General features: G+C 35.2%; 17 protein-coding genes. 10 read left to right on the plus strand and 7 right to left on the minus strand.

Annotated features, from left to right (window positions below; translation table 11 throughout):
- Positions 1–234: 234 nt before the first annotated feature.
- From ACE1OF_RS03155 to ACE1OF_RS03170, 4 genes are all read left to right on the plus strand, one after another.
- A complete protein-coding gene (locus ACE1OF_RS03155; RefSeq protein ID WP_448892728.1) occupies positions 235–492 on the plus strand; it encodes a hypothetical protein in 258 nt (85 codons plus the stop codon).
- A 65-nt stretch (positions 493–557) separates the two neighbouring features.
- Positions 558–2282 carry an alpha-amylase family glycosyl hydrolase gene (locus ACE1OF_RS03160; protein ID WP_448892730.1) on the plus strand — a complete coding sequence of 575 codons (1725 nt, stop codon included), beginning with the start codon at positions 558–560 and terminating at the stop codon, positions 2280–2282.
- Positions 2283–2450: 168 nt separating this feature from the next.
- Positions 2451–4751, plus strand: a complete 2301-nt coding sequence (locus tag ACE1OF_RS03165; protein WP_448892732.1) for a carbohydrate binding family 9 domain-containing protein — start codon at positions 2451–2453, stop codon at positions 4749–4751.
- A gap of 127 nt (positions 4752–4878) precedes the next feature.
- Positions 4879–6360: a winged helix-turn-helix domain-containing protein gene (locus ACE1OF_RS03170; RefSeq protein WP_448892734.1), complete on the plus strand. Its 1482-nt coding sequence runs from the start codon at positions 4879–4881 to the stop codon at positions 6358–6360.
- Between the two features lie 189 nt (positions 6361–6549).
- Here ACE1OF_RS03170 and ACE1OF_RS03175 read toward each other — a convergent pair whose 3' ends face one another.
- A complete protein-coding gene (locus tag ACE1OF_RS03175; protein WP_448892736.1) occupies positions 6550–7440 on the minus strand; it encodes a LysR family transcriptional regulator in 891 nt (296 codons plus the stop codon).
- Between the two features lie 123 nt (positions 7441–7563).
- On the opposite strand from ACE1OF_RS03175, the gene ACE1OF_RS03180 reads away from it, so the two are divergent.
- Entirely contained in the window at positions 7564–8244 is a 681-nt protein-coding gene (locus ACE1OF_RS03180) for an FMN-dependent NADH-azoreductase (RefSeq protein ID WP_448892738.1), read from the plus strand.
- On the opposite strand, the gene ACE1OF_RS03185 is transcribed toward ACE1OF_RS03180, so the two are convergent.
- The 4 genes from ACE1OF_RS03185 to hrpB form a co-directional block, all read right to left on the minus strand.
- Complete coding sequence (locus ACE1OF_RS03185) at positions 8224–8955, minus strand: M48 family metallopeptidase (RefSeq protein ID WP_448892740.1); 732 nt, start codon at positions 8953–8955, stop codon at positions 8224–8226. The genes ACE1OF_RS03180 and ACE1OF_RS03185 overlap by 21 nt on opposite strands.
- A gap of 22 nt (positions 8956–8977) precedes the next feature.
- Positions 8978–9343, minus strand: a complete 366-nt coding sequence (locus ACE1OF_RS03190) for a YebG family protein (RefSeq protein ID WP_448892742.1) — start codon at positions 9341–9343, stop codon at positions 8978–8980.
- Between the two features lie 227 nt (positions 9344–9570).
- A complete protein-coding gene (mrcB, locus tag ACE1OF_RS03195; RefSeq protein ID WP_448892744.1) occupies positions 9571–11928 on the minus strand; it encodes a penicillin-binding protein 1B in 2358 nt (785 codons plus the stop codon).
- Positions 11929–11958: 30 nt separating this feature from the next.
- Complete coding sequence (gene hrpB, locus ACE1OF_RS03200) at positions 11959–14520, minus strand: ATP-dependent helicase HrpB (protein ID WP_448892746.1); 2562 nt, start codon at positions 14518–14520, stop codon at positions 11959–11961.
- A gap of 278 nt (positions 14521–14798) precedes the next feature.
- On the opposite strand from hrpB, the gene ACE1OF_RS03205 reads away from it, so the two are divergent.
- Together ACE1OF_RS03205 and sfsA are read left to right on the plus strand one after the other, a co-directional pair.
- Positions 14799–15194, plus strand: coding sequence for a hypothetical protein (locus ACE1OF_RS03205; RefSeq protein WP_448892748.1), 396 nt, complete (start codon positions 14799–14801; stop codon positions 15192–15194).
- A gap of 112 nt (positions 15195–15306) precedes the next feature.
- Positions 15307–16017, plus strand: a complete 711-nt coding sequence (gene sfsA, locus ACE1OF_RS03210) for a DNA/RNA nuclease SfsA (protein WP_448892750.1) — start codon at positions 15307–15309, stop codon at positions 16015–16017.
- A 19-nt stretch (positions 16018–16036) separates the two neighbouring features.
- On the opposite strand, the gene ACE1OF_RS03215 is transcribed toward sfsA, so the two are convergent.
- Positions 16037–17416 (minus strand): ATP-binding cassette domain-containing protein, encoded by a 1380-nt coding sequence (locus ACE1OF_RS03215; RefSeq protein WP_448892752.1) that lies wholly within the window; start codon positions 17414–17416, stop codon positions 16037–16039.
- Between the two features lie 244 nt (positions 17417–17660).
- Here ACE1OF_RS03215 and ACE1OF_RS03220 point away from each other — a divergent pair, with 244 nt between their 5' ends.
- From ACE1OF_RS03220 to ACE1OF_RS03230, 3 genes are all read left to right on the plus strand, one after another.
- On the plus strand, positions 17661–19235 hold the full coding sequence (locus ACE1OF_RS03220; RefSeq protein ID WP_448892754.1) for a nitrilase-related carbon-nitrogen hydrolase: 1575 nt from the start codon (positions 17661–17663) through the stop codon (positions 19233–19235).
- Positions 19236–19614: 379 nt separating this feature from the next.
- Positions 19615–22095, plus strand: coding sequence for a bifunctional diguanylate cyclase/phosphodiesterase (locus tag ACE1OF_RS03225; RefSeq protein WP_448892756.1), 2481 nt, complete (start codon positions 19615–19617; stop codon positions 22093–22095).
- Between the two features lie 93 nt (positions 22096–22188).
- Positions 22189–22437, plus strand: a complete 249-nt coding sequence (locus ACE1OF_RS03230; protein WP_448892758.1) for a DUF3297 family protein — start codon at positions 22189–22191, stop codon at positions 22435–22437.
- A 190-nt stretch (positions 22438–22627) separates the two neighbouring features.
- On the opposite strand, the gene ACE1OF_RS03235 is transcribed toward ACE1OF_RS03230, so the two are convergent.
- The gene (locus ACE1OF_RS03235) at positions 22628–23611 is read right to left on the minus strand and encodes a response regulator transcription factor (protein ID WP_448892760.1); all 984 of its coding nucleotides are present in this window, start codon (positions 23609–23611) and stop codon (positions 22628–22630) included.
- Positions 23612–23724: the final 113 nt, after the last annotated feature.

Raw genomic sequence — 23724 nt, forward strand, 5'->3', positions numbered from 1 at the left:
TAAGTGTCCAGTCTTCTTTCCTAATTACCGTTTAATTTACAATCTTGTGTTTAGTTAACATTAATATCGCTAATTTTTATGAAGAGTTAACTTAGACTACTATATTATTGTCACGTATTTATTTTATCAATGTTTTCAACAATTTCAGTTTATTTAAGAAATTTTAAGTTCTCTTCTCTAGCGTAAAAGAGCTAAATGGTTTTCAAGTTTTACGTATATATTGGAAACGACTTAATGCGCTTTAAAAATCTAACTTATCTATTTATCGCAGCCATCTATTCTGCGAATACTTATGTTGTTCAGCCGATGGCATTATCACTTTACTGTTCTTTTTCATGGCTTAACCATTTTCCTTATCGATTTTTTACATGGTTATTACTGCCTGACTATTTAGTGTCAATTAGTACGATTTCTTTACTTATTTCAAAAATAATTCATAAAAGTATTTATACCGTAACTCAAAAATTTCCTACTGAAATGTTACGACGTTAATTAACTAAAGTCGTTTACTAAGTCGTTAATCGGCAAACACTAAAACTCATTTTTGGAGAAAAATTATGACAAATTACTTGTTAGGGGCTTTTATTGCCTGCACTTTGCTAATTGGCTGCAACAGCAGTAAAGATAGCATTAATAATAACGAAGTAAATCAAACCTACAACTACAGTAAAACACAGACCGAGCAAGGGATTGACCCATTTTGGAATAATGCCATTGTCTATTTTATGATAACAGATCGTTTTGCTAACGGTGATAAAAGCAATGATCAGGCTTTTGATCGAAAACAAGATGCTGCTGTGCTGCGAAATTTTATGGGCGGAGATATTACAGGAATAACTAATAAAATTAACGATGGCTATTTTAAGGCGTTAGGGGTTGATGTTTTATGGATGACACCCCTGAATGAACAAGTTCACGGTTACTGGGATGAAGACTGGGGAAGAAGTTACCCATTTCACGGTTATTGGATAAAAGATTGGACCAATGTTGATCCTAATTTTGGCACTGAAGCTGAAATGAAAAATATGATTCATACCGCTCATGCCAACGGTATTCGTGTTTTAGCCGATGTTGTTATTAATCATACTGGACCAAAAACAAATTCAGATGTTGCTTGGCCTGATAATTGGGTTAGAACCAACCCAGCCTGCCAATGGCATAGTTATGAGCATAATGTTAAATGTGCATTAGCAACGAGCATACCTGATGTGCTTACCGAGTCAGAAGAAGATGTTGAATTACCAGATTTTTTATTAGAAAAATGGCGACTAGAAGGTCGACTTGAACAAGAGCTTACTGAACTTGATGATTTTTTTGAAAGAACACAGCTTAGTAGAGCCCCAAAAAACTACATTGTTAAATGGTTAACTGATTGGGTGAGAGAGTATGGTATTGATGGCTTTCGAGTTGATACAGCTAAACATGTTGAAGCTGAAATTTGGCAAGTATTAAAAACGGAAGCATCATTAGCCTTTAAGCAATGGAAAGCAAAAAATCCAACGTTAGTTCTAGACGATAAAGACTTCTTTATGGTTGGTGAGGTAATGCACTTTGGCGTAAATGGCTTTAAAAATACCCCCGCAGGCACCAGAAATTATGATTATGGTGATAAACAAGTAGATTTTTTTGATTTTGGTTTTGATAGCTTAATCAACATGGGCTTTGCCACCCATGCTAAAGGATCCATGGAAGATATTTTTAGCACTTACTCACAAAAATTAAATAAGGGTGCTCTTACCGGAGTTGGTGTAATTAACTATGTTGTCTCTCATGATGACCCTGAACCTTATGATAAAGCTCGCAAGAGTCCTTATGAAACAGCATTGAAATTGATGTTAGCACCCGGCGCTGTACAAATTTATTATGGTGATGAATTAGCACGAAACTTAACTATTGAGGGTGCTATGGGGGATGCGACGTGGCGTTCTTTTATGAATTGGGACGATTTAGCAAAGAAAGATACTCAAGCGTTACTTACACATTGGCAAAAATTAGGCTCTTTTCGTCATGATCACATTGCTGTTGGTGCAGGTATTCATAAAAAACATAGTGATAAACCTTACGTTTTCAGCAGAGCCTATGAAGATAAAGGGGAATTAGACCAAATCCTGGTTGCTTTAGAAGTCAACAAAGGCATGAAAACACTGCCTGTACATAATGTTTTTCCTAATGGTAGCCAAGTGAAAGACTACTACTCAAATCAAATAATAACCGTTAATAACAATGAAGTTAATTTTAGCTCGCCATTTAACATTATTTTATTGGCTCCTTTAAGTCATTAGGATCTTTCAGCTTATAACTCTGTTTTATTTATATTCACCCACCTACATTTTACTAAACGGGTGAATATAAATATTTGATGAAACTTGAATTTACGCCCCATACCCAGACAGCCTAACGTGGAATAAAAACGTTTAAAGTTATTTGGGTAACGTTAAGGTTATTTGATAATGTTACGTTTTCTCCCTATTTTTCTATATGTTTTTACTTTATTTTTCATTACTAAGCTATCCGCTGAAACGTTAACTAAAATAAAGAATGACGCCCAATCACTATCAATTCCGTATTATCAACAATCGATAACCCTTGATGGACAACTTGATGAAGCGATTTGGCAAAAAGCACGACAGTTTCCGCTTAATTATACGATTGAGCCTTTTGAAAACACTAAAGCGATAGTACAAACCGATGTATATATTTATGAGTCAGGTGATAACTTATATGTTGGCTTTAGGGCGCAAGATCCGCACCCCGAACTTATAAGAGCTTATTTACGTGATCGCGATAAAATTTGGCATGATGATTTAGTCGGATTTAAGCTAGATACGCTTAATACCCATAAATTGGCCTATCATTTTTATGTCAATACAAAAGGGGTACAAATTGATTCAATAGAAAGTGGCATTACTCAAAATTATAATGATAATTGGGATGCTGTTTGGCAAGCAAAAACAGCTGTCTATGAGCAAGGTTTTACCGCTGAGTTTATTATTCCATTAAGCCAACTTAATTTTGCCGACGATACGGGAGTTAAACGTTGGTCGGCAGAGTTTATCCGTTTTTATCCGCGAGAGGTCAGTTATAAGATTTCAAACGTCAGCCAAGACCGAGAAAATAATTGTTCGCTGTGCAAAATGCAACCAATAAAAGGTTTTAAGGCAGCTAAACAAAGTACTAATATGATCTTTGTTCCTAGTATTGTTATGGGTAAAAATATACAAAGAAATTTATCGACACAAGAAAACTGGCACAGTGAAAATGATGTTGAAGTGGGAGGAGACTTTAGTTGGAATACCAGTTCAGACAGCTTATTTTCAGCAACGATTAATCCCGACTTTTCGCAAATAGAGCTAGATAATGCACCACTTAATATCAACAGTAATTTTTCACTGTACCTACCAGAAAAACGACGATTTTTTCTAGAAAACCATAACTATTTTGATAGTTTATATAACTTGGTGTATACCCGAAATATTGTTGCCCCTGATGTTGGCGGGAAATACACCCAACGCAGTGGTAATGGTACTTTTGCGGTACTCGCAAGTAATGATGAAAGTACACGTTTATTAATACCTGGTAATCTTAATTCAACTTTAGTAAATATTGATGAGAAAACGATTAACGGTGCACTACGTTATCGTTATGACTTTAGCAATGAATCATCTTTTGGCATAACCAATACGGTAAGGAAAAGTGAAGACTATCATAACTATATTTTTTCTATCGATGGTCGTTTACGTTTCAATGAAAGCACCTTTTTAGATGCACAACTGCTCTCTTCAAACACAGAGTACCCTGCTGATTTTTATAAAAAAGTTTGTTACAAATGTGACAATGAATCAAGTATACGCGTTAACAGTAGCGATGAACTTACTGATATTGCGTGGCAAGTAAATTTTAACCATACTAAAAGAAATTGGTGGTTAAGTGCTTACCATAAACATAAAGGAGAAGACTTTCGCGCCGACTTAGGCTTTGTTAGTAAAATTGATATTAAAGAAAGTCAAATTAGAACTGGTTATGTGCATTATCCTGAATCACCAATGTGGAATAAGGTTGAATTTTGGGTTGGTGTTGATAAAGAAACCAATATTGATAATGAACTCATCAGTGATAATGTCGAAATTCAGTTAAATCTTAACGGTATGATGCAATCGAGAATAAGTACAGGGGTAGGAAAACAAACCAAAGTTGGTTTACGCTTTGACCCAAGTATTACCAATATAACCGATAATAGCGACCAGTTTGATATCGATTTTAGTTTTATTTATGGTGAAATTCGGCCAATTGCTAATTTTTACATCAGTAATTTATTACTTAAAAGTGATGCTGTTGATTATGCTAATAACCGTAAAGGAGAGAAGGTACAGTTGCTCCCTATTATTCAGTGGGATGTAAATGATGCTGTTAACATCAGGCTTGAGCATACCTTTGAGAAAATGACAGTGTTAAATGATGAATTATACACAGTAAATTTAACTGACTTACGTATTAATTATCAATTTAACAGTGACAGTAAAGTTCGATTGTCTTTGATTCATAATAATATGGTTTTTAATCCGAGTAATTATACTTTTGATATTGATAAGAAAAGTAAAAGCTTAGGGTCTCAACTGGTGTACTCTTATCGTTTTGATGCGCTTTCAGCTTTTTACCTAGGCTTATCAAGCAACGCGGTTGATAATGATGCCACGAAAAGATTAACAACGAACCAAAAAAGTATTTTTTTGAAGTTAAGTCATACTTTATAAAAACATTTATATTTAATGGTTTGACAGAAATTCAAGTTGGCATGAGAAATTAAGCAACTAATTTAGCTGATCCTAACTAACATTATTTGATAACATCATATAACACTCTTATTTACATGTCGCTTTAATGAAATACTACGTTGATACTTTTGTTCTTGATATACAAGCGCGTACGTTATCTACTGATAACCACTGTCAGAACATTCGACCTAAAACGTTAGAAGTTCTGTTATATCTGGCTAATAGAGCTGGAGATACTATCAGTAAACAGGAGCTGTTGGACTGTATTTGGGACGATGTAAACGTAGATGATGGTGTTATTTTTCAGTCTATTAGGGAAATTCGTAAATTATTCGGTCACTCGGAAATTATTCTGAACTTTCCACGTAAGGGATATCAATTCACTGCACAATTAGAGCCTATTAATCAAATACAGCAAGATAAACTGAACAGTTTAGCAACACCTTCTGTATTGAAATATTATATTGCTGCCATTTCACTCATCTGCTTCATCATAATTACAATTTTGTTTTCAAATAAAGAGACTTCCGAAGTTAATTTCGATCAAAGCATTCTTGTGCTACCAATAAAGAATAGTATTCCTTATGGAGAAAACGATTGGATTTATTTAGGGGCAATGGAACAACTTATTGCAAAATTAAAAGGCTTCCCTAATTCAATTTTTATCTATCCGGGAACCTACATTCCTCAATTAATGTACACGGTAGGTTTAGAACGAAAGTTTTCTTCCAATGATGTCGCTAATTTATTCAATGTGTCTGGTGCTACATTAATCGTTGAAACAGAAATCTTTGGCTATGTGTCAGACTACAAACTGGTATATAAATTTCACCTCCTAAATGATGTAAAGCAAGGTGTTATCCTTGATACCTCAATAAATGCTGCACTTGCCACATTATCAAAAAAGTTAGCCGACTTTATCAATCAGCCGCTCAAAAAAAGTGAATATAACCCAATAGATGAGTTTAACGATGCTTTATTTGCTGAGGCCATGATTAGTTATGAGTCGGATTGGCATACATCCATTAGTTTTTTTGAAAGTTATCTATCATTGAACCCTGATTCGGTTATTGCCATGATCTATTTAAGTAAGTTGTACTTATGGGATGATCAAGTAGAAAAAGCAACGGTTCTGTTAAATGAGTCAGCGAATGTTTTAATAAAATCTCCCTTGGAAATTGCAAACATTCAATTACTTAAAGGACGAATTTCAGCTGAAAAACAAGATTTTACACAAGCGTTACAATTTTATCAGCAAGTAATTAATATTACCGATAAACACCAAGATTGGTTCCTAAAAGCCAGTGTAGCCGAAGAGCAAGGCTTAGTTTATCTTAAACAGAAAAGACTTAACAAAGCCTTAGAGGCTTTTACAAATGCGTTGTCTGCATACCAAATTATTCAAAGCCAAATAGGAATAAATTCCACACGACTTCATTTAGCTGAAGTATTTTTTCTGCAAGGGGGTATTGAACAGGCCAAAGAAAATTATACCAAAGCCAAGAGAAGTATCAAAAGCATCCAATTAGAGTTCTTATACTCCATGCTAGAGCAGTACAAAATAAAACTCGAAAATCATCTGGATTAAAATTAAATAGCAGCTCGTTTGTTTAAGCAACGAACCTATTGTCGATATTATGATTAAGAGCGAAAATGCGCTAGGTTGGGCTTAATTTCAATATCTGAACAAACAAAGTAATTATAAAAGATACTCTCATTTTCTTTACACCGCTAACGATTATTTAGGGTAAAAATAACTGCGAAATGCCAAAAGTGTTTATTCAATTACCAATTCACTTACAATCCAATCTTTAAATGCCATAATAATTTTGCTTTGTCGGTTGTGCTCAGGAATAACAAGATAATAGCAAAAACCGTTAGCTTTATTACTCTTCTCAGTAACATTGTATTTAACTAGCCAACCTTGTGCTACTGCATTTTGTACAAGAAAGGAACTCACTAAAGCAAAACCTTGCCCTGCTAATGCGGCTTGAATAATATGGTGTTCTTGAGTGAATTGTCGAATATTATACTCTAGATTATTTTTACCGTTTTCAATAAGAAGTGTGTGCCAAGAAATTTCAGAAAGATTTTTATTTTGCCATTTAGTCTCTAACAAGTTTGCTTCTTCTAATGTAGTGATGCTTTCAATATAGTTAGGCGTGGCATATACTCCTACGTCTTCAGTGATTAGTAACGTTGAATTTTTCAATGATTCATTATAAACCCCATACCTAATAGCCAGATCTATTTTTCTATCTTTTTCTAGGTTATCAACATGTTCACTTGTTTGTACAACAACATCAACATCTGGATATAATTGATTAAATTTACCCAAATTGGGTACTAACCACATTGCTGCAAAAGAAGACGTGGTGCTTACGGTAATGATATTTTTAGTATTCGATATTTCACTAATAGTATTAGTCAATTGCTGTAATACACTATAGACAGTTTCGGCTAAAACCTTACCATCTTGAGTTAATTGTATAGCTCGTGTTTTTCGTAAGAATAACAAAATCCCAAGTGATGCTTCTAATGCTTTAATTTGATGTGAAACGGCTGTAGGTGTTACATGCAGTTCTTCAGCAGCCTTTTTAAAGCTTCCTAATCTAGCCACAGCATCAAAAACTCTGATGCCATTTAAAGGAGGAAGTCGAGAATGCATATTGAAATACCACTTTATAGATAAGTTTAATTCATCTATAAGGTAGTATTCATCGTTTGTCAATAAGTAGTAGGACTATCAAAATATATCTACAACTTACTGAACTAATGAGTATAAAAAAACATGACAACGATTTTACATATAGATTCAAGCGCAAGAAGAACTGATAACGATATAAAAGAATACAATTCAATTTCAAAATCTCTTGCAGCTCATTTTATCAACAAATGGCGTACCTTAAATAATGAAGATAAAGTTATTTATAGAGATTTAGGGCTAAACCCTCCTGATTTTATCAACCAAGATTGGATTGCTGCTGTGTTTACAGACGATAAAAAGCGGACTGTAGAACAAAAAACGCTTTTGACTTTGTCTGACACATTAATAGATGAGGTGTATCAAGCTGACATCATTGTCATTTCTTCCCCCATGTACAACTACGGTATGCCTGCGGTACTTAAAGCTTGGTTTGACCAAGTAGTACGCATTAATAAAACATTTACTTTTGATTTAGATAGAGGTGACTTTCCTATAGAGCCGATAATGTCAGGTAAAAAACTTATTCTTCTTTCTTCTTGTGGCGAATTTGGTTTTGAAATAGGCGGCGTAAGAGAGAAAATGAATCACCTAGGGCCACATATCGAAATAGTAGGTAAGTATTTAGGAGTAGATGAATTTTATGAGATTAAAGCTGAGTATCAAGAGTTCGCTGATGCAAGACATGAGAAGTCTCTTAACGATGCATATAGAGAAATTGAAGCATTAGTAAAACAGATATATAAACTAAGGCATTTGCCAATGTAAAGCCGATTGGTGAGTCTTTATCCACTGCTTCGCTGCAAGTTGCTGAGGATAGTATTGGGTAACTAACTGCCAAAAATCTTTAGAATGGTTTAAATGTTGTAAATGACAAAGCTCATGCACAATAACGTAGTCGATAACATCTAATGGCAGCATCATTAATAAATAATTAAAACTTAATTCTCCTTTGCTATTACAGCTGCCCCATCGGGCGCTGTATTTTCTTATTTTAATTAAAGTAGGATTAAGCCCAGTTAGAGTTGAATAATAACTGACTTTAGGGGGAATTATTTTTTCAGCTTGCTGTGCAAAATAACATTCAAGCTGACTTTTTATCGCAATAGCCCATTGCAACGGTGTATGCAAATTACGCTGAATACGTTGAGACAAGGTAATAGTGAGCGCTTGCTGACCATTTTCTAATGTCCTTAAAGTAACATTTGACCGTGTATTTACATCTGCAGCCACAATATTCAATGTAACAAGTTGACCAAATAAATATAAGTTAGATCCTTGAGTAAAATCACAGCACAAATCAACCGTTTGTTTTTGCTCTGATATTTTAGCTTTCAGCCATGCTTTTTTTTTCTTAATAAATGAGTCAATATACTGCTCATCTACATGGTAAGGTGCTCTAACATATATTTTCCCACTTTTTATCTGCAAAGACAGTGTCTTACGACGACTGCGTACAAGATTATATTCCATCATCATGCTGTGACTTTATTTAAAACGATTAACTCGCTTTACTTAACTTAGGCGATTTAGGTGCCTGTTCTTTTGCAGCATTTTTATCATCAACAGCCTTTTCAGCAGCTTCTGCGTTTTTCTTAGCCGTTTTTGCTGCTTTTTTTATTGGCGCTTTATTACTTGGTTTTTTCGCAAGTAATGCAACTAATACATCATCACGATGTTGAGCCAAATAAATACTTAGTTCTTCGCTAGCGCTATCACTAAGATCTATGGGGGATTGTGCAAAGACATCAGCTAAATTATCAGCCATATCTAACATTTTGTCATATTCATCTGCTGATTTCTTATCCATAAATGTTTTTGCCTCCACCCCGTGTCTAATGACGACGAATCGACTTTCAACTGCCATTATAATTCCTTAGTCATAATTAAAGAGAACCACAATAAAGTTTATTGCACATTTATTGTGTTAAGTTAGTACGGTTATTACATAAGTTTTTACATTTACTAAGCTAAACAATAACACAACAAATCACAAACTGTACATAAAAACAGTATTTTTATTGTGTAATATCAAACTTTACCCCACAGCCAATTTATTATCACTATTAACTGTTTGCCCACCTAACTGTGTTACTAATCGCTAAATAACCTTTCAAACCACGAGCGTTCATCAACCTTTGGTTGTAAACAGCCTTTTTGTAATATAATTCCTGCAGAAATAGCAGGGTAATTAATAGTATTAGCACAATGCGACTGAACAGCGTGTCCTGTTTCTATTTCAAATACGGTCATGGCTACTGCATCAGGTTTAGGCATTTGTCTATTAATAACACCTTGTTGCTTCATATAATCAGCAAACAAAACCAAAGCGCCACTACTGCCTGTTAATCCCGTTGGTTTGTTGTCATCTTTGCCAACCCATGTTGTTACTAAATTATTATTATCGTAACCTATAAACCAACTATCGCGTAAATCATTACTTGTGCCTGTTTTCCCTGCCAATTGATTATTTTTCAAACGCCAACTAAGTGATTTTGCCGTACCTGTTTTTGTTACCTCAGACAAAGCATAATCCATTAAATATACAGCATTAGTTGAAATCACCTGCGCATTAGTCGGTTTATATTGCCATAAAGTATCTCCTTTGCTTGAAGTAACCGTATTTATCGCGTGTGTCTGCTCTGCATATCCTTGGTTTGCTAGTGCCAAATACATTTGGTTTATCTGCATTGGTGACATATTTAGTGCACCTAGTAATATTGATGGACGCATAACAATATCCTCGTCAAAACCGAGCATATGAATAACATTCGCAACATTTTCAAGCCCTAAAGCCATGCCTAAATTAACCGTTGGAATATTAAGTGAATTAACTAAACCGTCAATTAGCGGTACTTGATGACGATATTTTCCATCATAATTTTGAGGTTTCCATGATTTTGCTTTTTTAGCCCCCTTTTCATTAACAATCTCAACGCCATTCGTCAGAGTTATAGGTTCGTCTGCCAATAACGTTGCAAAGTTGAATTGTTCATAACGTTCTAATGCTGCTAAGTATATTGCAGGTTTAATTAATGAACCAACAGGACGTTTAGCCGTCATTGCCCTGTTAAACCCTGCATAACCACTTTGTCTGTCACCCACTATAGCCCGAATTTCGGCACTACGAATATCAGTAACAAGCATTGCAACTTGTAAGTTTTTTTGCTGATATTTTGATTCTAAATTGGCTAGTTGGCTTGTCACCGTTTGTTCTAGAAATTGCTGACTAAGATGAGAAAAACCAGTGAATACTCTGATACCAGTTTTTTGCTGATACGTAGGTAATAATTGATCCAACTCTTTTTGTACTAACTGTAAATAAGCTGGGTACGCTTGCTGGTTAAATCGTCTGTTTGATCTTATTGATAAAGGAGAATTAACCGATTGTTTAAATTCATTAACAGATAAAAAGTTTTCTTCAAACATTAATCTAAGTATTAAATCTCGACGTTCTTTTGCTCTTGTAGGATGACGCCAAGGATCGTAATAACTTGGCCCTTTCACTTGTGCAACTAACAAGGCAATTTGTGCGCTATTTAACTCTGCAAGGCTTTTACCAAAATAGAATTTAGCCGCTAAACCAAAACCATATATACCATTAGCGTAATGTTGACCTAAATACACTTCATTAATATATGCCTCAAGTAGCTGATCTTTGCTGTAACGCACTTCAATAATGATGGCCATCATCGCTTCTTTTAATTTACGCGTTAAGGTGCGCTCTCGCGTTAGAAACATATTTTTAACTAACTGCTGGGTTAAGGTGCTTCCCCCTTGCACTGTTCGCCCAGCCATTAGGTTATTATACAAAGCACGTAAAATTCCTAGCGGAGAAATACCTTGGTGATGATAAAAGTTACGATCTTCAATCAATAATAATGTGTCTAGTAGCTGCGTAGGCGTTTTTTCTAACGCAACAAGTACCCGGTCTTCTTTATTATTAGGCACTAAGCGAGCCAATAATATAGGCTCTAATGGTAGCGAAGTAACAGGAACATCATCGCTGAATAGTTGGCTTATTTTTCCATCAGACACGTCAATAGTGAGTTTTATGGCATCGGTAGAGACAACAGTCATCGTTTGCGGAAACGAAAATGGGCGACGATATATTATAATTCTGTTGGCTGATTGGGCATATTGTCCAGAGGCCATCACAGTGTTGACTCTCTGATAACCATTTAATTTTAAGGACTTTCCTAAATGATTCAAATTAAGCGGTTCACCAACAGTTAACTGCTCAATTTGACCATAAATTTGTGCCGGAACTTGCCAACGTTGTCCTTCAAATGTTTGTTGTACCTTGGCGTTTAAATAAATGGTAAAAATAGCTAACACAAAAATAAGTACAACTATAAGTTTACCTGTAGTGATAACAAGCCTTCGCAACCATGTTCTTGATGGCTTAAGATCTTTTTTTGGCGATTTTTCTGTGTATTTTTTAGTTGGCATTAGTTTTTAATATTGGTACTAGTTATGATTTTATTGACCGTGTAAATGTCGTTTGGTTTTATTAGTTGGTTGGGCATTTTCTGGGTCGTCTGGCCAATAGTGTTTAGGATAACGGCTTTTCATGTCTTTTTGTACTGCTTTATAACTGCCCCGCCAAAATTGTACCAAGTCTTGCGTTAGTTGAATTGGTCTTTGTGCCGGAGACAGCAATTCTAACAACAACGGAATACCTTGTTGTCCGTTTAAACCGCCAACTTTAGGCGTTTCTGTTTCACCGTATAGCTCTTGCATTGGCATAGAGACTTTCGGAGATTTTTCGGTTGAATAGCTAATTGGACAATGCCTTCCTGTTGGCCCTATATAAACGCTGGGCGCTGCTTGTTTTAATATTTGTTGATGTTGATAATCAAGTTGCGATAATAACATTGTAGAAATATCTAACTTAGCAAGTTTATCCATAGATTTTATGTCACCCACAAAAGGGCTGAACCAGTTTTCAAGGTTTGCTAATAATGTTTCATCATCTATTTTAGGTAATTCATATTCTGGAAAATAACACGCTAACCATTGCCAACGTGCTTTTAATGCAAGATCTTGGCTTTTCCAATTTAGAAACTTTAAGCCTTTACGTGAGAGAAGTTCACACCACATGGCTGTTATATCTTCTGGCATTAGTTTATTTTGACTTACTAATTCTCGTAAGATCAATGCCGACAATCGTGTTTGCTGACGGGCAATTATTTTACCGCTCACTTCGTCAAAAGTAGCAACATTTTGCACTTTAATTTGCGTTTTAAACTGCTGTTCTAATCGGCATAAATCAACACTAGCGGCTAAACGTACCCTTGGCACACTTTTAGATTGTATTAAATCTGCAATAACTAAAAATGTTTCACCTGCTAAGGCATCCTCTTCATTTAGTTTTACACCTTTGCCATTTGCACAAACAAACCCACCTAAAGCGCCACGCGCTTTTGCCACTCTTTCTGGGTAAGCATAGGCGAGTAGCGCGCCTATGCTATCAAGCGGTAAATCTTGTGTTGCTAACAGCCTTGTATTCTGCATTCCCACACATTTAGCTAAACTATTAACTTGCTTTACAATATTAACTAACATGCCATAAGGTTGATTAAACAGTGAGATTAACTTACTCACACGATGAGCAATATTACAATCAAAGCGACTTTGCTCCACAGAAAAAATATCTCTGTCTTCTAATAGTGCTGCCAAAATACAGGCTAAAAAAGTGATCTTGTCGGTTTGCTTATTCTTTGTTGTTGTCTGCGATGAAATAATCATATGAGCAAAACGAGGGTGACAAGGAAATTGCGCTACTTGCTCACCGTGTGCTGTGAGTTTATTTTTTTGGTCAACAATGGCTAAACCTCTTAACTCTTGCCAAGCTTGTTGTTCTTTTAAAACGGTTGGTAATTCTAACAAGGGCAATTCAGCTAATTGCTTGACTCCCCAACGCGCTGCCTCAATTATGGTAGGTAACAAGTCTGCTTGCATAATGTCATGAACGCTTTGCTCAGGACGACGTTCAAAATCATCTTGCGCATATAAACGAATACAGCGGCCAGGCATTAGCCGCCCTGCTCGTCCTGCTCTTTGTATGGCTGACGCTTTGGCAATATTCTTTTGTACAAGTTTATTCATTAAACTTGCACTATCATAAATGGCAACTTTTTCTAAACCGCAATCGATCACCAAATTTACCCCTTCAATGGTTAACGAGGTTTCGGCAATATTGGTTGCTAACACCAGTTTTCTGACACCTTTTTTACAAGGTTCAATCGCCTGTTGCTGCTGCTTCAATGTTAAATCACCAAACAAAGAACACAGCAACAAATTATTTTCAATAGCGTTCGACAATGCCTCTGTTAATGCACGATCTAAAAAGCGAATATCGGCAACACCTGGTAAAAAAACTAATATAGACCCTTGGTGGCTTATCACTTGATTTTTAATAATATTTAATGCGTGTTCTCGCCAGCGATGATTATTTTGTGGCGCATGATAGGCAATATCAACGGGATAACTTCTGCCTTCACTTTTCAGTAATTTTGCATCAGGTAAAGCATTAGCTAGGTTATCTATATCTAATGTGGCCGACATCAATAGTATTTTTAAATCTTCTCGCAGCCCTTGTTGAATATCACGGCTTAAAGCAAAGGCTAAATCACCCTGTAAACTACGCTCATGAAATTCATCTAACACGATTAAAGCACACTGTTCCAGTTCAGCATCTTGTTGAATGATTTGTGTCAAAATCCCTTCTGTAATCACTTCTAATCGTGTATTTTTACTTACTTTGGTATCGTTCCGTAAGCGATAACCGACCGTTTCTCCCACTGCCTCATTCAGTTGGCTGGCTAAGTAAGATGCAATATTTTTTACGGCTAAGCGTCGAGGTTGTAATAAATAGATTTTTTTTGTTAACAATGCTTTATGTTCAAGCAGCCAAAGTGGTAAACATGTTGATTTTCCTGCCCCAGGTGGCGCAGATAAGATTAGTGTATTGTACTCAAACAGTGCTTGGCAAAATTGTGTTTTAATCGCCTCTATTGGCAATGATAATGAGATAGTCATAACAGTAAGATTAATAAGCTTATATTTTATAATAACAATCTTTACCTAACAAACCTAAGGGTTCACATGATAAAAATAAACTTATTAATGCATATATCTATGTATTTCACCACGAATAACGCATAAACGATATAAACTATCTTGCCCAATGAAAATAACACTATGAAAAGTATAGGTTATAAAAACTTGCAAAATAACCAAAATATGCTTACTTGGCAAACCGATAGAAAATTGCTATCAATAGTACCCGATAAAATTTGTTTAAGGAGTTACAACTAATGCAACATTCAGCACAAGGAAGTTATACCATTGAACAGCAAAATAATATTTTATTGATAAATGCTAGAGGTCCCTTTAATGAGGTAACCACTGAACAATATTATCAAGATATAAAACTTATAACAAAAAATATGATAGGTAACCGTTGGGCATCATTAGTCTCTTTTCAGGGACACAGTGTTTTTACACCTGAAGCGGAACAAAAACTAATTGAAACAACTCAGTATCGTGCAGATAATGGCATGATTGCTATCGCGACAGTTATTAGCAATAGTCCGTATGTGGATATTTTACAAATGCAACTTCAACGCATTTATCAAAGCTGCGCAATTAAGTTTAATTTTTTTAGTAATCCTGATCACGCACAAAATTGGCTAGATAGTTTTATCAATTAACTTAATCAATATATTCACCTTATGAATTGGGATAGCCTTATTTCAATAATTTTATTTGGTTAATATACTTTTTGTCGTAAGCTATATACTTTTACTACAGAGTATAGCTTACGTGAAACTCACGCTAAAACCTGCCATATTAATTAAACGCTATAAGCGTTTTCTTGCTGACATAGCTTTAAATAATGACGATATCACAACAATACATGTAGCCAATACGGGTGCCATGACGGGTTGTGCTGAGCCAGCAGATACGGTGTGGTATAGCACATCCAGTAATCCTAAGCGCAAATACCCTTATAGTTGGGAGCTAACTCAAACTAAACAAAATCATTTAATTTGTGTTAATACCCTACGAGCCAACCAACTTACCGAAGAAGCCCTTTTAAATGGTACTATAACTGAGTTACAAGGCTTCGATGAACTACAAAGAGAGGTGAAGTATGGTGACGAAAATAGCCGTATCGATTTTTTATTACGGTGCAATAACGCAGGTAATAAAAACAAGGCCCTGACCTATGTCGAAGTGAAAAGTGTCACCTTGCTTGAAGGCAACCAAGGTTATTTTCCTGATGCTGTCACAACTCGCGGACAAAAGCATTTGCGTGAGTTAACGAGTATAGTTAAAAATGGTGACCGAGCCGTACTACTCTTCGCCGTTTTACATACGGGTATTCACCATTTTAAAGTAGCCAAGCATATTGATGAAAAATATGCTGATTTGTTAAAAGAAGCCATAGGTTCAGGAGTTGAAGTGCTTGTGTATAAAGCCAAAATATCACCCGAATCTATCATTTTGTCAGAGCCTATGAAAATAGAATAAATTTACTCTTATCAAATAATTACAACTTTATATGCTGCTCAAATATTGGCAAAAACTCATCTTTTCGATGACTCACTAGCAACATGGTACTATGTTTTTGTTCAGCCAAATGTTCTAAAAAGTTAAGTAATCTATGTCGGTTAAGCTCATCTAAACCTTGAGTCGGTTCATCTAAAATCAGTAGATAAGGTGACTTTATTAACGCCCTAGCAATTAACGCTAAACGTTGTTCGCCATAGCTTAAACTACGAAATGAACTGTGTTGTTGCGCTAACAATCCAATTTTGGCCAACCACTGTTGGGCAATTTCTATATGATAATGTTCAGGTTGCTGGTAAAGGCCAATAGAATCATAAAAGCCAGAAAGCACTACGGTTAACAAATCACCATTGACTCGGTATTGTCGGTGTAATTCCGCGCTAACAATACCCATGTGCTTTTTCAAATCCCAAATACTTTCACCCGATCCTCTTTTAAAGCCCAGCACGTGAATATCATTACTATAACATTGAGTGCAATCGCCAGTAATTAACTGCATCAAGGTTGATTTACCGCTACCATTAGCGCCTGTGATCAAGGTATGTTGCAAGGGTTTAATAGCTACATCTAAATTTTCAAAAACATTAACACCATTGTAATGTACTTTGCCTTTGTTCAATTTAACTAAATAAGGGTACTGATAGTCACATAACTGCTGTATGTTGGTAGGCCAACTCACATCATCTGGTGCAGGTGTTAACAATGCGTCAAGCTGACGTTTAGTTTCATCACTTTCAAGTTTTCCTATAACGTTAAGCTGTCCTCGTTCAATAAAAGCAATATTACTGCACCATGTGGGAATATCTTGACGATTACTTAACATGAGCAATACATTGATACCTGTCTTAGATAAACGTTCAAGTGCATGTGACAGCGCAATGCATGACGCTTCATCAAGACTATCAAAAGGATTATCGCAAACAAGCAGTTCAACACCATTAAAAATTGCTTGTAGAATTAACAGCTTTCTTCCCTCACCCGTGCTTAACTGCTTGTAACCGCTTTCGAGACGATGACTTAAACCAAATTCATTAATGAGCGGATCATTTAATTTATCTTGGGGCAAAAAATCTTTAGCCGGGGTGCCAATATCATTGGCATTCGTATCATTTGTTGCGTCTATTTTAAGCTCGTGCTCATAAATCTCTTGTTGGCTTTCAAAAGAAACCATACCAACTTTATTTAAATTAGGAATGCTAAATGTACCTACTGATTCAGGGAGTAGTTCCCCTGTTAGAAGTTGATCTAAGTATTGTTTGCCAGAGCCATTGCGCCCCAAAATACACCAGCTTTCATTTTTAAGTACTTGCCAGCTTTTGACAACTAACTTGGGGTGCTCAAAATTTGTAATATTTATCATAACTTCATTCAGCTTAATTATAGGTTCAGTAATAATTTTAATAAAATAGTGGGTTAATCACTTTATAAATAAGGCTACGCAACACAATCAAAATACACTAAAATAATTTCATCAATCGCTTGTTCTAAAAACATTACGTAGTACGGCTACATAATACCATTAATTAAAGCGCTTATTCGACAAAGCTTATTGCTTTTACCTTGTTAAATTCAAATTATTATAAATTACTTGGAAAATAGATTTCATGCGCGTAGCCATTACTCAGTTTGTTACCACCTCAAATGTTCAAGAAAATCTCGCAAGCTGTATTCGTGTAATAAATGAAGCCGCAGTATGTAAACCGTCAATCATTGTTCTTCCCGAATATTGTAATACGCTATTTCATAATGCTTACCCTGGAGATGAATTTCTTGAGAATAATCAAAATGGCTACGTTGACCACTATCAAGCCTGGAATGAAGCGCTCTCAATTAATGATTTTTTTTTACAAAGTATCGCCAAGCTAGCCAAAAAACATCACTGTTATATTGTCATTAATGTCACCTTAAAACGTGAGCTTTTAAATGAATTTTCCACTATTTCGCAAGAACATACGATAAAGCCAGCGATAAGTGTAACGTCCTGTTTATTTTGCCCTCTTGGAAAACTTATTCATCAAGCTGACAAACAAACATTAACAGAGCATGAAAGCACGTATTTTATTAGCGCAAATAAGGCAGCCGAGGTGGTAAAAACCTCTATAGGAGCACTGGGCTTCTTATCAGGTTACGATAGCATGACTTTTGCCTTACCTAGACACCTTGCATTACAGGGGGCACAATTACTATGTCATTCAATGTGTACTTCAACTTTAGACCAATGCAATTTACATAATGCAGCTAGAGCGTGTGAAAACAACTTGTTCATCGCAAGTGCAAATAAAATGGGTAAAAGCCAAATTTTATCTCAAGAAGGTAAGGTATTAGTAAAGATAAACCATAATAAAGAAGGTATTGCGTTTATCGATATCGCTTTAGATAGCAATAACTCAGAAATAGGCTTTAACAACAAGCGCCGTCCAGATGGCACACTGCTCGCTAAGCAGCGTCGACCTGAACTTTATCAAGCACTTACAGCAGAAATAAAACAAACTAACCAAAACAAAGCTGACAGTAGTGATTTTATTGCTCAAGATACGCCAAAAACTACCAATGCAGCAATATTTGCTACTTACAAACCTAACGAGCAGGCAATTGAAGATGTCTGCCATTACATTGATAACAACCTAAGTGATATTATTCAATTACCTGAACTCTTTTTTGTTGCTGACAAAACAAGCACTCTTGATGCGACACAGCGAATTAAAATAGAAACACTAAGCAAATTAATGATTACAAAGGTAAGCGCAGTACTAAGACCTTTTCAATACGTCTGTACAAGCTTAATTATTAATAGAATACACCAATCGGTATTAATCAGTGAACGTGGAGTTATAGCCTTACAGCCACAATTGCATTTTTGCCAAAGGTATCAATGGACAACGCTAGGTAACAATATCAATATTATTGAACTTCCTTTAGAGCAAGGCTGTATTAAAGTAGCAATGTTAACGGCTGACGATGCGAATATACCTGAATTAGTCAGCCTAGTAGCCTTAAAAGGTATTCACTTATTACTGGTTCCTTTTGATATTCAAAATCCAAATGAGGTTGAACATAGTTTATTATCTCGAGCTGCTGAACATAGAATTTGCATTATTGCCGCAAGTCATGAAAAAAGCTTTACTCAAGCTTTTTCTGACAAAAACAACAAGACTAAAGTGCGAAATTTACGGGATTAATAGCCAATTTAGCTAAAGATTTCTCTTTCTTACCTCAACAAAGTTTATCATCATTCAAAATAACTAAATGTAACAGCTTTATCAACCAACCTTTGGTCAAATATCAACAAGGAAAAATCACCAAAGCCTTGGTTTATCCTATGGCGACTTGTAATAAACTAAGTTTAACCCAGATCACACTACCTCTCATTAATTAATAATTCTGTAATAACCGTATTTAATTAGTATGCTGACTAAAGTATTATTGACGAAATAGATTGATAATACTAATTTTTGTACCTTTAGACATGGTTATACCAAGTTGGTTAATGAAGCTCTGAGTTGGGAAGAAATTTAATTAAATTGGTATTATTAGTTACTCACTTAGGAACATATTCAAATGCGTAAAGCCCAAGATCTGACGCTACTCAGGTTGATTAAAGTCATACCTCCTATCATTGTAGTGGCTTTTGCTATTTGGGTAAATTTTATCGTGATTAATGACAATAAGATCAAGCTTTCCCATGACATCAAAACCTTACAGCAAAATTTTATTGAAACAGAAAAGGAAACAATAAAAGCACAAATTAACCAACTTCACCAACAGATAAACTACGAAATTAACAACACCGAAAACACCTTAAAAGAAAACATTAAAAATCAAATATATCAAGCATATAACATAGCCACCACGATATACCAACAAAATAAGCATAAATCCGAAGCTGCAGTAACCAAATTAATCACCGATGCCCTGAGAAGCATTCGTTTTAATCAGGGTAGAGGATATTTTTTCATATACAAAACAACGGGCCTTAATGTAATGCACCCTGTATTGCCTGCAATGGAGGGACATTATAAAGGAGATTTACAAGATACACGTGGAAATTACATCGTTCGAGATATGGGAAAAATAGTCAAACAAGCAGGCGAAGCATTTTATCACTGGTGGTTTGTAAAACCTCAAAACAAAGGACAAGAATTTGAAAAAATTGGTTTTGGCAAATATTTTGCGCCCTACGATTGGTTTATTGGCACAGGTGAATATGTCATTGATGTCGAAAATGATATAAAAACTCGTTTATTAAAGCGAATTGACAGCATTCGTTATGGTAACAATGGATATATTTTTGTCTTGGATTATCAGGGAAACATTTTATCTAACTATAATAAAAAATTTGTTGGCACCAACAGAATGAACGTACGTAATGCACAAGGTATTTCAAACATTGAAGATATAATAAAGGTTGCTAAACAGGGTGAAGGCTTTCTTAACTATGTTAGCTATATTATGCCAAGTACAGGTAAGTCAGCAGAAAAAATTAGCTTTATAAAAGGCTTACCTGATTGGGAGTGGGCTATTGGTACTGGTACTTATATTAGTGAAATAGAAAGTTATTTAGCAAAAAGAGAAGCATATATTAGCGAACAAAATAAAAGTGAATTTCTAAAAATATTATTTCTTAGCCTGTTCCTCACGCTATTTTTTATCACACTTTCTATAATGTTATCTAATTATTTAGCGCGTCGGTTTTCATTATTTGAAAGCAAAATAAATAAAGACTTCACTGAGTTAAATAAAATAAAAGAACAATTACAATACCAAGCATTACATGATTCTTTAACTCAACTACCCAACAGAGCCTTGTTAGATGATCGTATAACTCAAGGAATGGCATTATCAAAACAAAAAGACAAAAGTCTTGCTGTGGTGTTTGTTGATCTTGATGATTTTAAGAAAATTAATGATCTTTATGGCCACTCTATCGGCGACAGTTTGCTTAAAGTGTTGGGAGGAAAGTTTAAACTACTGCTAAGTGCTGGTGAAAGTGTTGCTCGTTTTGGCGGTGATGAATTTATTTTTTGCTTTCCTGAATTAGATAACTTATCCGACGCTGAACACAAGGTTGAGTGTATTCGTGAAATTTTCAATACTGATTTCATTATTGACGGGAAATTAATATCTTCTAGCTGCAGTATCGGTGTCGCCATGTATCCAAATGATGGGGATAAAGCAGAAGATCTAATCAGTAAAGCTGATATCGTTCTTTATAAGTCAAAATTGCAACAAAAAGGACACTTTTTATTTTTTAATGACAAGATTAACAAGCAAGTTAAGCGGGATTTTATTCTTGACACACAGTTACGAGCAGCATTAATCAATAATGAATTAACTATTCTGTATCAACCACAAATTAACGTAAAAACTGGCAAACTTGTGAGTGTTGAAGCTTTGTCTCGATGGAATAATAAATTATTAGGGCCTATATCACCAGACGAATTTATTCATGTAGCAGAAGATATAGGTATGATAAATGAAATTGGCCACTTCGTAATAAAACAGTCTATGTTGGATATTTTAAAATTTAATCAACAAAATGCTACCATAATTAGGTTATCTATTAACATTTCTCCTAAGCAATTGGTTGAGCCTCAGTTTGTCGAACAACTTCTTCAAACAACTAAAGACATAGGTTTTGATAATCGATTAATTACATTAGAAATTACAGAAAATGTATTAATTGCTAATGTAAAAAAAGTACAACCTGTTATTCAACAACTTAAAAATGCAGGCTTTAAATTGTCGCTTGATGATTTTGGTACAGGATATTCTTCTTTGTTCTATTTAAACAATCTACCCATTAATGAAATCAAAATAGATAAGTCGTTTATTGATCAGCTGCTAACTAATAACCAAAGTGAATCTTTAGTTAAAACAATTATCGCAATCGGCCAACTTTATCAAATGACTGTTGTTGCTGAAGGTGTTGAAACTAAAGAACAATATGAACGCCTCATTCACCTCAAGTGTGATAAAATTCAAGGATATTATTTTGATCGCCCACTCTCCATAGAGGTGCTTACGACAAAATATAAATAAGAGATCCTGGCAAACATTTATTACGCAAACTATTGAGGGGTAGCTTTAGATTATCTACAATAGCGCAGTTTTTATTTACAGTAGGTTACAAACATGAACGATACTAAATCTCTACCAGAGTTACCCGATCGCCTTTCGGGTAATCCCCGTAGTCCACACCATGTTGCAGAAATTTTTGAACACGAAATAGGTATTCGACTCAACGGCAAAGAACGTTTCGATGTTGATGAGTATTGTATTAGTGAAGGTTGGGTTAAAATAGCATCAAGCAAAGCATTAGATCGCCGTGGTCAGCCATTATTAATGACTGTAAAAGGCACTGTTGAAGCGTTTTATCGTTAAAAGTTAAACTCTTAACGCTCATTACTTGGCCAAAAGTTAAAATAGCTAAATGGGCGTTACGTTTTCTCTGCTATTGTCCGTTCCTTTCGCGTAAAGACACGTGCATCTAATTTAACGTCAAATACATTTAACGATGAAGCTTGATAAACACCAGCTAAAAAAGCATTCATTCAGCCAATTTCAGGTTAATTTATACCAATAACTGCAACAACTCACTTTTACTGCCAATATTTAGCTTTTGATACACTCGATAAAGATGATTTGACACAGTGGATGGCGATAAACCTAACTCCCTAGCTGCCTCTTTGAAAGTTAAGCCTTTGGCCAGTGTTTGTACAATTTCTCGCTCTCGTTGTGACAAACTATCTAAGGGGCCTTGAGGCCAAATTTCAACAAGAAACAAATCTTTCAGTGACTTAAGCTTAACTTGCAAACCATCAATTTCATACTCAGTTTTAGTGAGATCTAATGTAAAAGGCAATTTGAGCATACTCATTGAAGACCCACCTTTATTGCCATAACAACGTTCCAATAAATCAATAAAACTTGTTTGTACTTGATGAAAATAACCTTGATTATCACAAATTGCTTTATAACTATTTTTATATGTTGTGACCTTATACGCTGTATTTTGACTGTCACTCGAATGCTCTAGTTGAAGAAAAAGAGCATGTTTAGCCGCCGTAAGTAAATGATATAAGGCTTGCTTTTGCAATTGCTTATCTTGCATAGTAAAAGGTTTATCTCGTTCAAAGCGATAGAGAGTTAACAAGGTAAATAAGCCTGTACGCTCATCAAGGTGAATAGAAGATAAAATTCTTTCAATTTTGTGGGGTTTAAAACATTTAAGATAAATTTCAGAGCGATAAAAGTCTTCATCTGTGATTAAATCACGCATGTCAATTGGCGATCCCATATGCTCAAACAGCTTATTTATTATGGGATTTATCGATAAATATTCAAGTAATGACTGAGTTAACGATTCAGGCACATTAACTAACGTATGATTATGAAAACGCACTGTTTGTTGATGCCCATTACTCCAAATAGCACCGTCAAAATCTATTAAATTTTGTAGTTGAGCTAAAGCCCAGTCGCGATATTCAGTTAACTCTATTTTACTGGTTGCTAAATAAAGCGTCGCAATAAATTGATTTAATTGTTCTAGTTGCACAAAAGCCACTTCTTCTTATCAATTCAAGGTAAATAATCGCTACGTAAATGAGCATTGGGTCATTTTTACTATAGCGCTATATATGTCACGTACTATGATAATGCTATGCCAAC

The sequence above is a fragment of the Colwellia sp. E150_009 genome (assembly GCF_053543955.1).

Bases quoted from the DNA above. Each gene is read 5' to 3' on its own strand.
- ACE1OF_RS03185 (WP_448892740.1), bottom strand. From the start codon at position 8,955: ATGATGATGGAATATAATCTTGTACGCAGTCGTCGTAAGACACTGTCT.
- ACE1OF_RS03180 (WP_448892738.1), top strand. From the start codon at position 7,564: ATGACAACGATTTTACATATAGATTCAAGCGCAAGAAGAACTGATAAC.
- ACE1OF_RS03205 (WP_448892748.1), top strand. From the start codon at position 14,799: ATGCAACATTCAGCACAAGGAAGTTATACCATTGAACAGCAAAATAAT.
- ACE1OF_RS03175 (WP_448892736.1), bottom strand. From the start codon at position 7,440: ATGCATTCTCGACTTCCTCCTTTAAATGGCATCAGAGTTTTTGATGCT.
- ACE1OF_RS03225 (WP_448892756.1), top strand. From the start codon at position 19,615: ATGCGTAAAGCCCAAGATCTGACGCTACTCAGGTTGATTAAAGTCATA.
- ACE1OF_RS03160 (WP_448892730.1), top strand. From the start codon at position 558: ATGACAAATTACTTGTTAGGGGCTTTTATTGCCTGCACTTTGCTAATT.
- ACE1OF_RS03165 (WP_448892732.1), top strand. From the start codon at position 2,451: ATGTTACGTTTTCTCCCTATTTTTCTATATGTTTTTACTTTATTTTTC.
- hrpB (WP_448892746.1), bottom strand. From the start codon at position 14,520: ATGACTATCTCATTATCATTGCCAATAGAGGCGATTAAAACACAATTT.
- mrcB (WP_448892744.1), bottom strand. From the start codon at position 11,928: ATGCCAACTAAAAAATACACAGAAAAATCGCCAAAAAAAGATCTTAAG.
- ACE1OF_RS03170 (WP_448892734.1), top strand. From the start codon at position 4,879: ATGAAATACTACGTTGATACTTTTGTTCTTGATATACAAGCGCGTACG.
- ACE1OF_RS03155 (WP_448892728.1), top strand. From the start codon at position 235: ATGCGCTTTAAAAATCTAACTTATCTATTTATCGCAGCCATCTATTCT.
- ACE1OF_RS03230 (WP_448892758.1), top strand. From the start codon at position 22,189: ATGAACGATACTAAATCTCTACCAGAGTTACCCGATCGCCTTTCGGGT.
- ACE1OF_RS03190 (WP_448892742.1), bottom strand. From the start codon at position 9,343: ATGGCAGTTGAAAGTCGATTCGTCGTCATTAGACACGGGGTGGAGGCA.
- ACE1OF_RS03220 (WP_448892754.1), top strand. From the start codon at position 17,661: ATGCGCGTAGCCATTACTCAGTTTGTTACCACCTCAAATGTTCAAGAA.
- ACE1OF_RS03215 (WP_448892752.1), bottom strand. From the start codon at position 17,416: ATGATAAATATTACAAATTTTGAGCACCCCAAGTTAGTTGTCAAAAGC.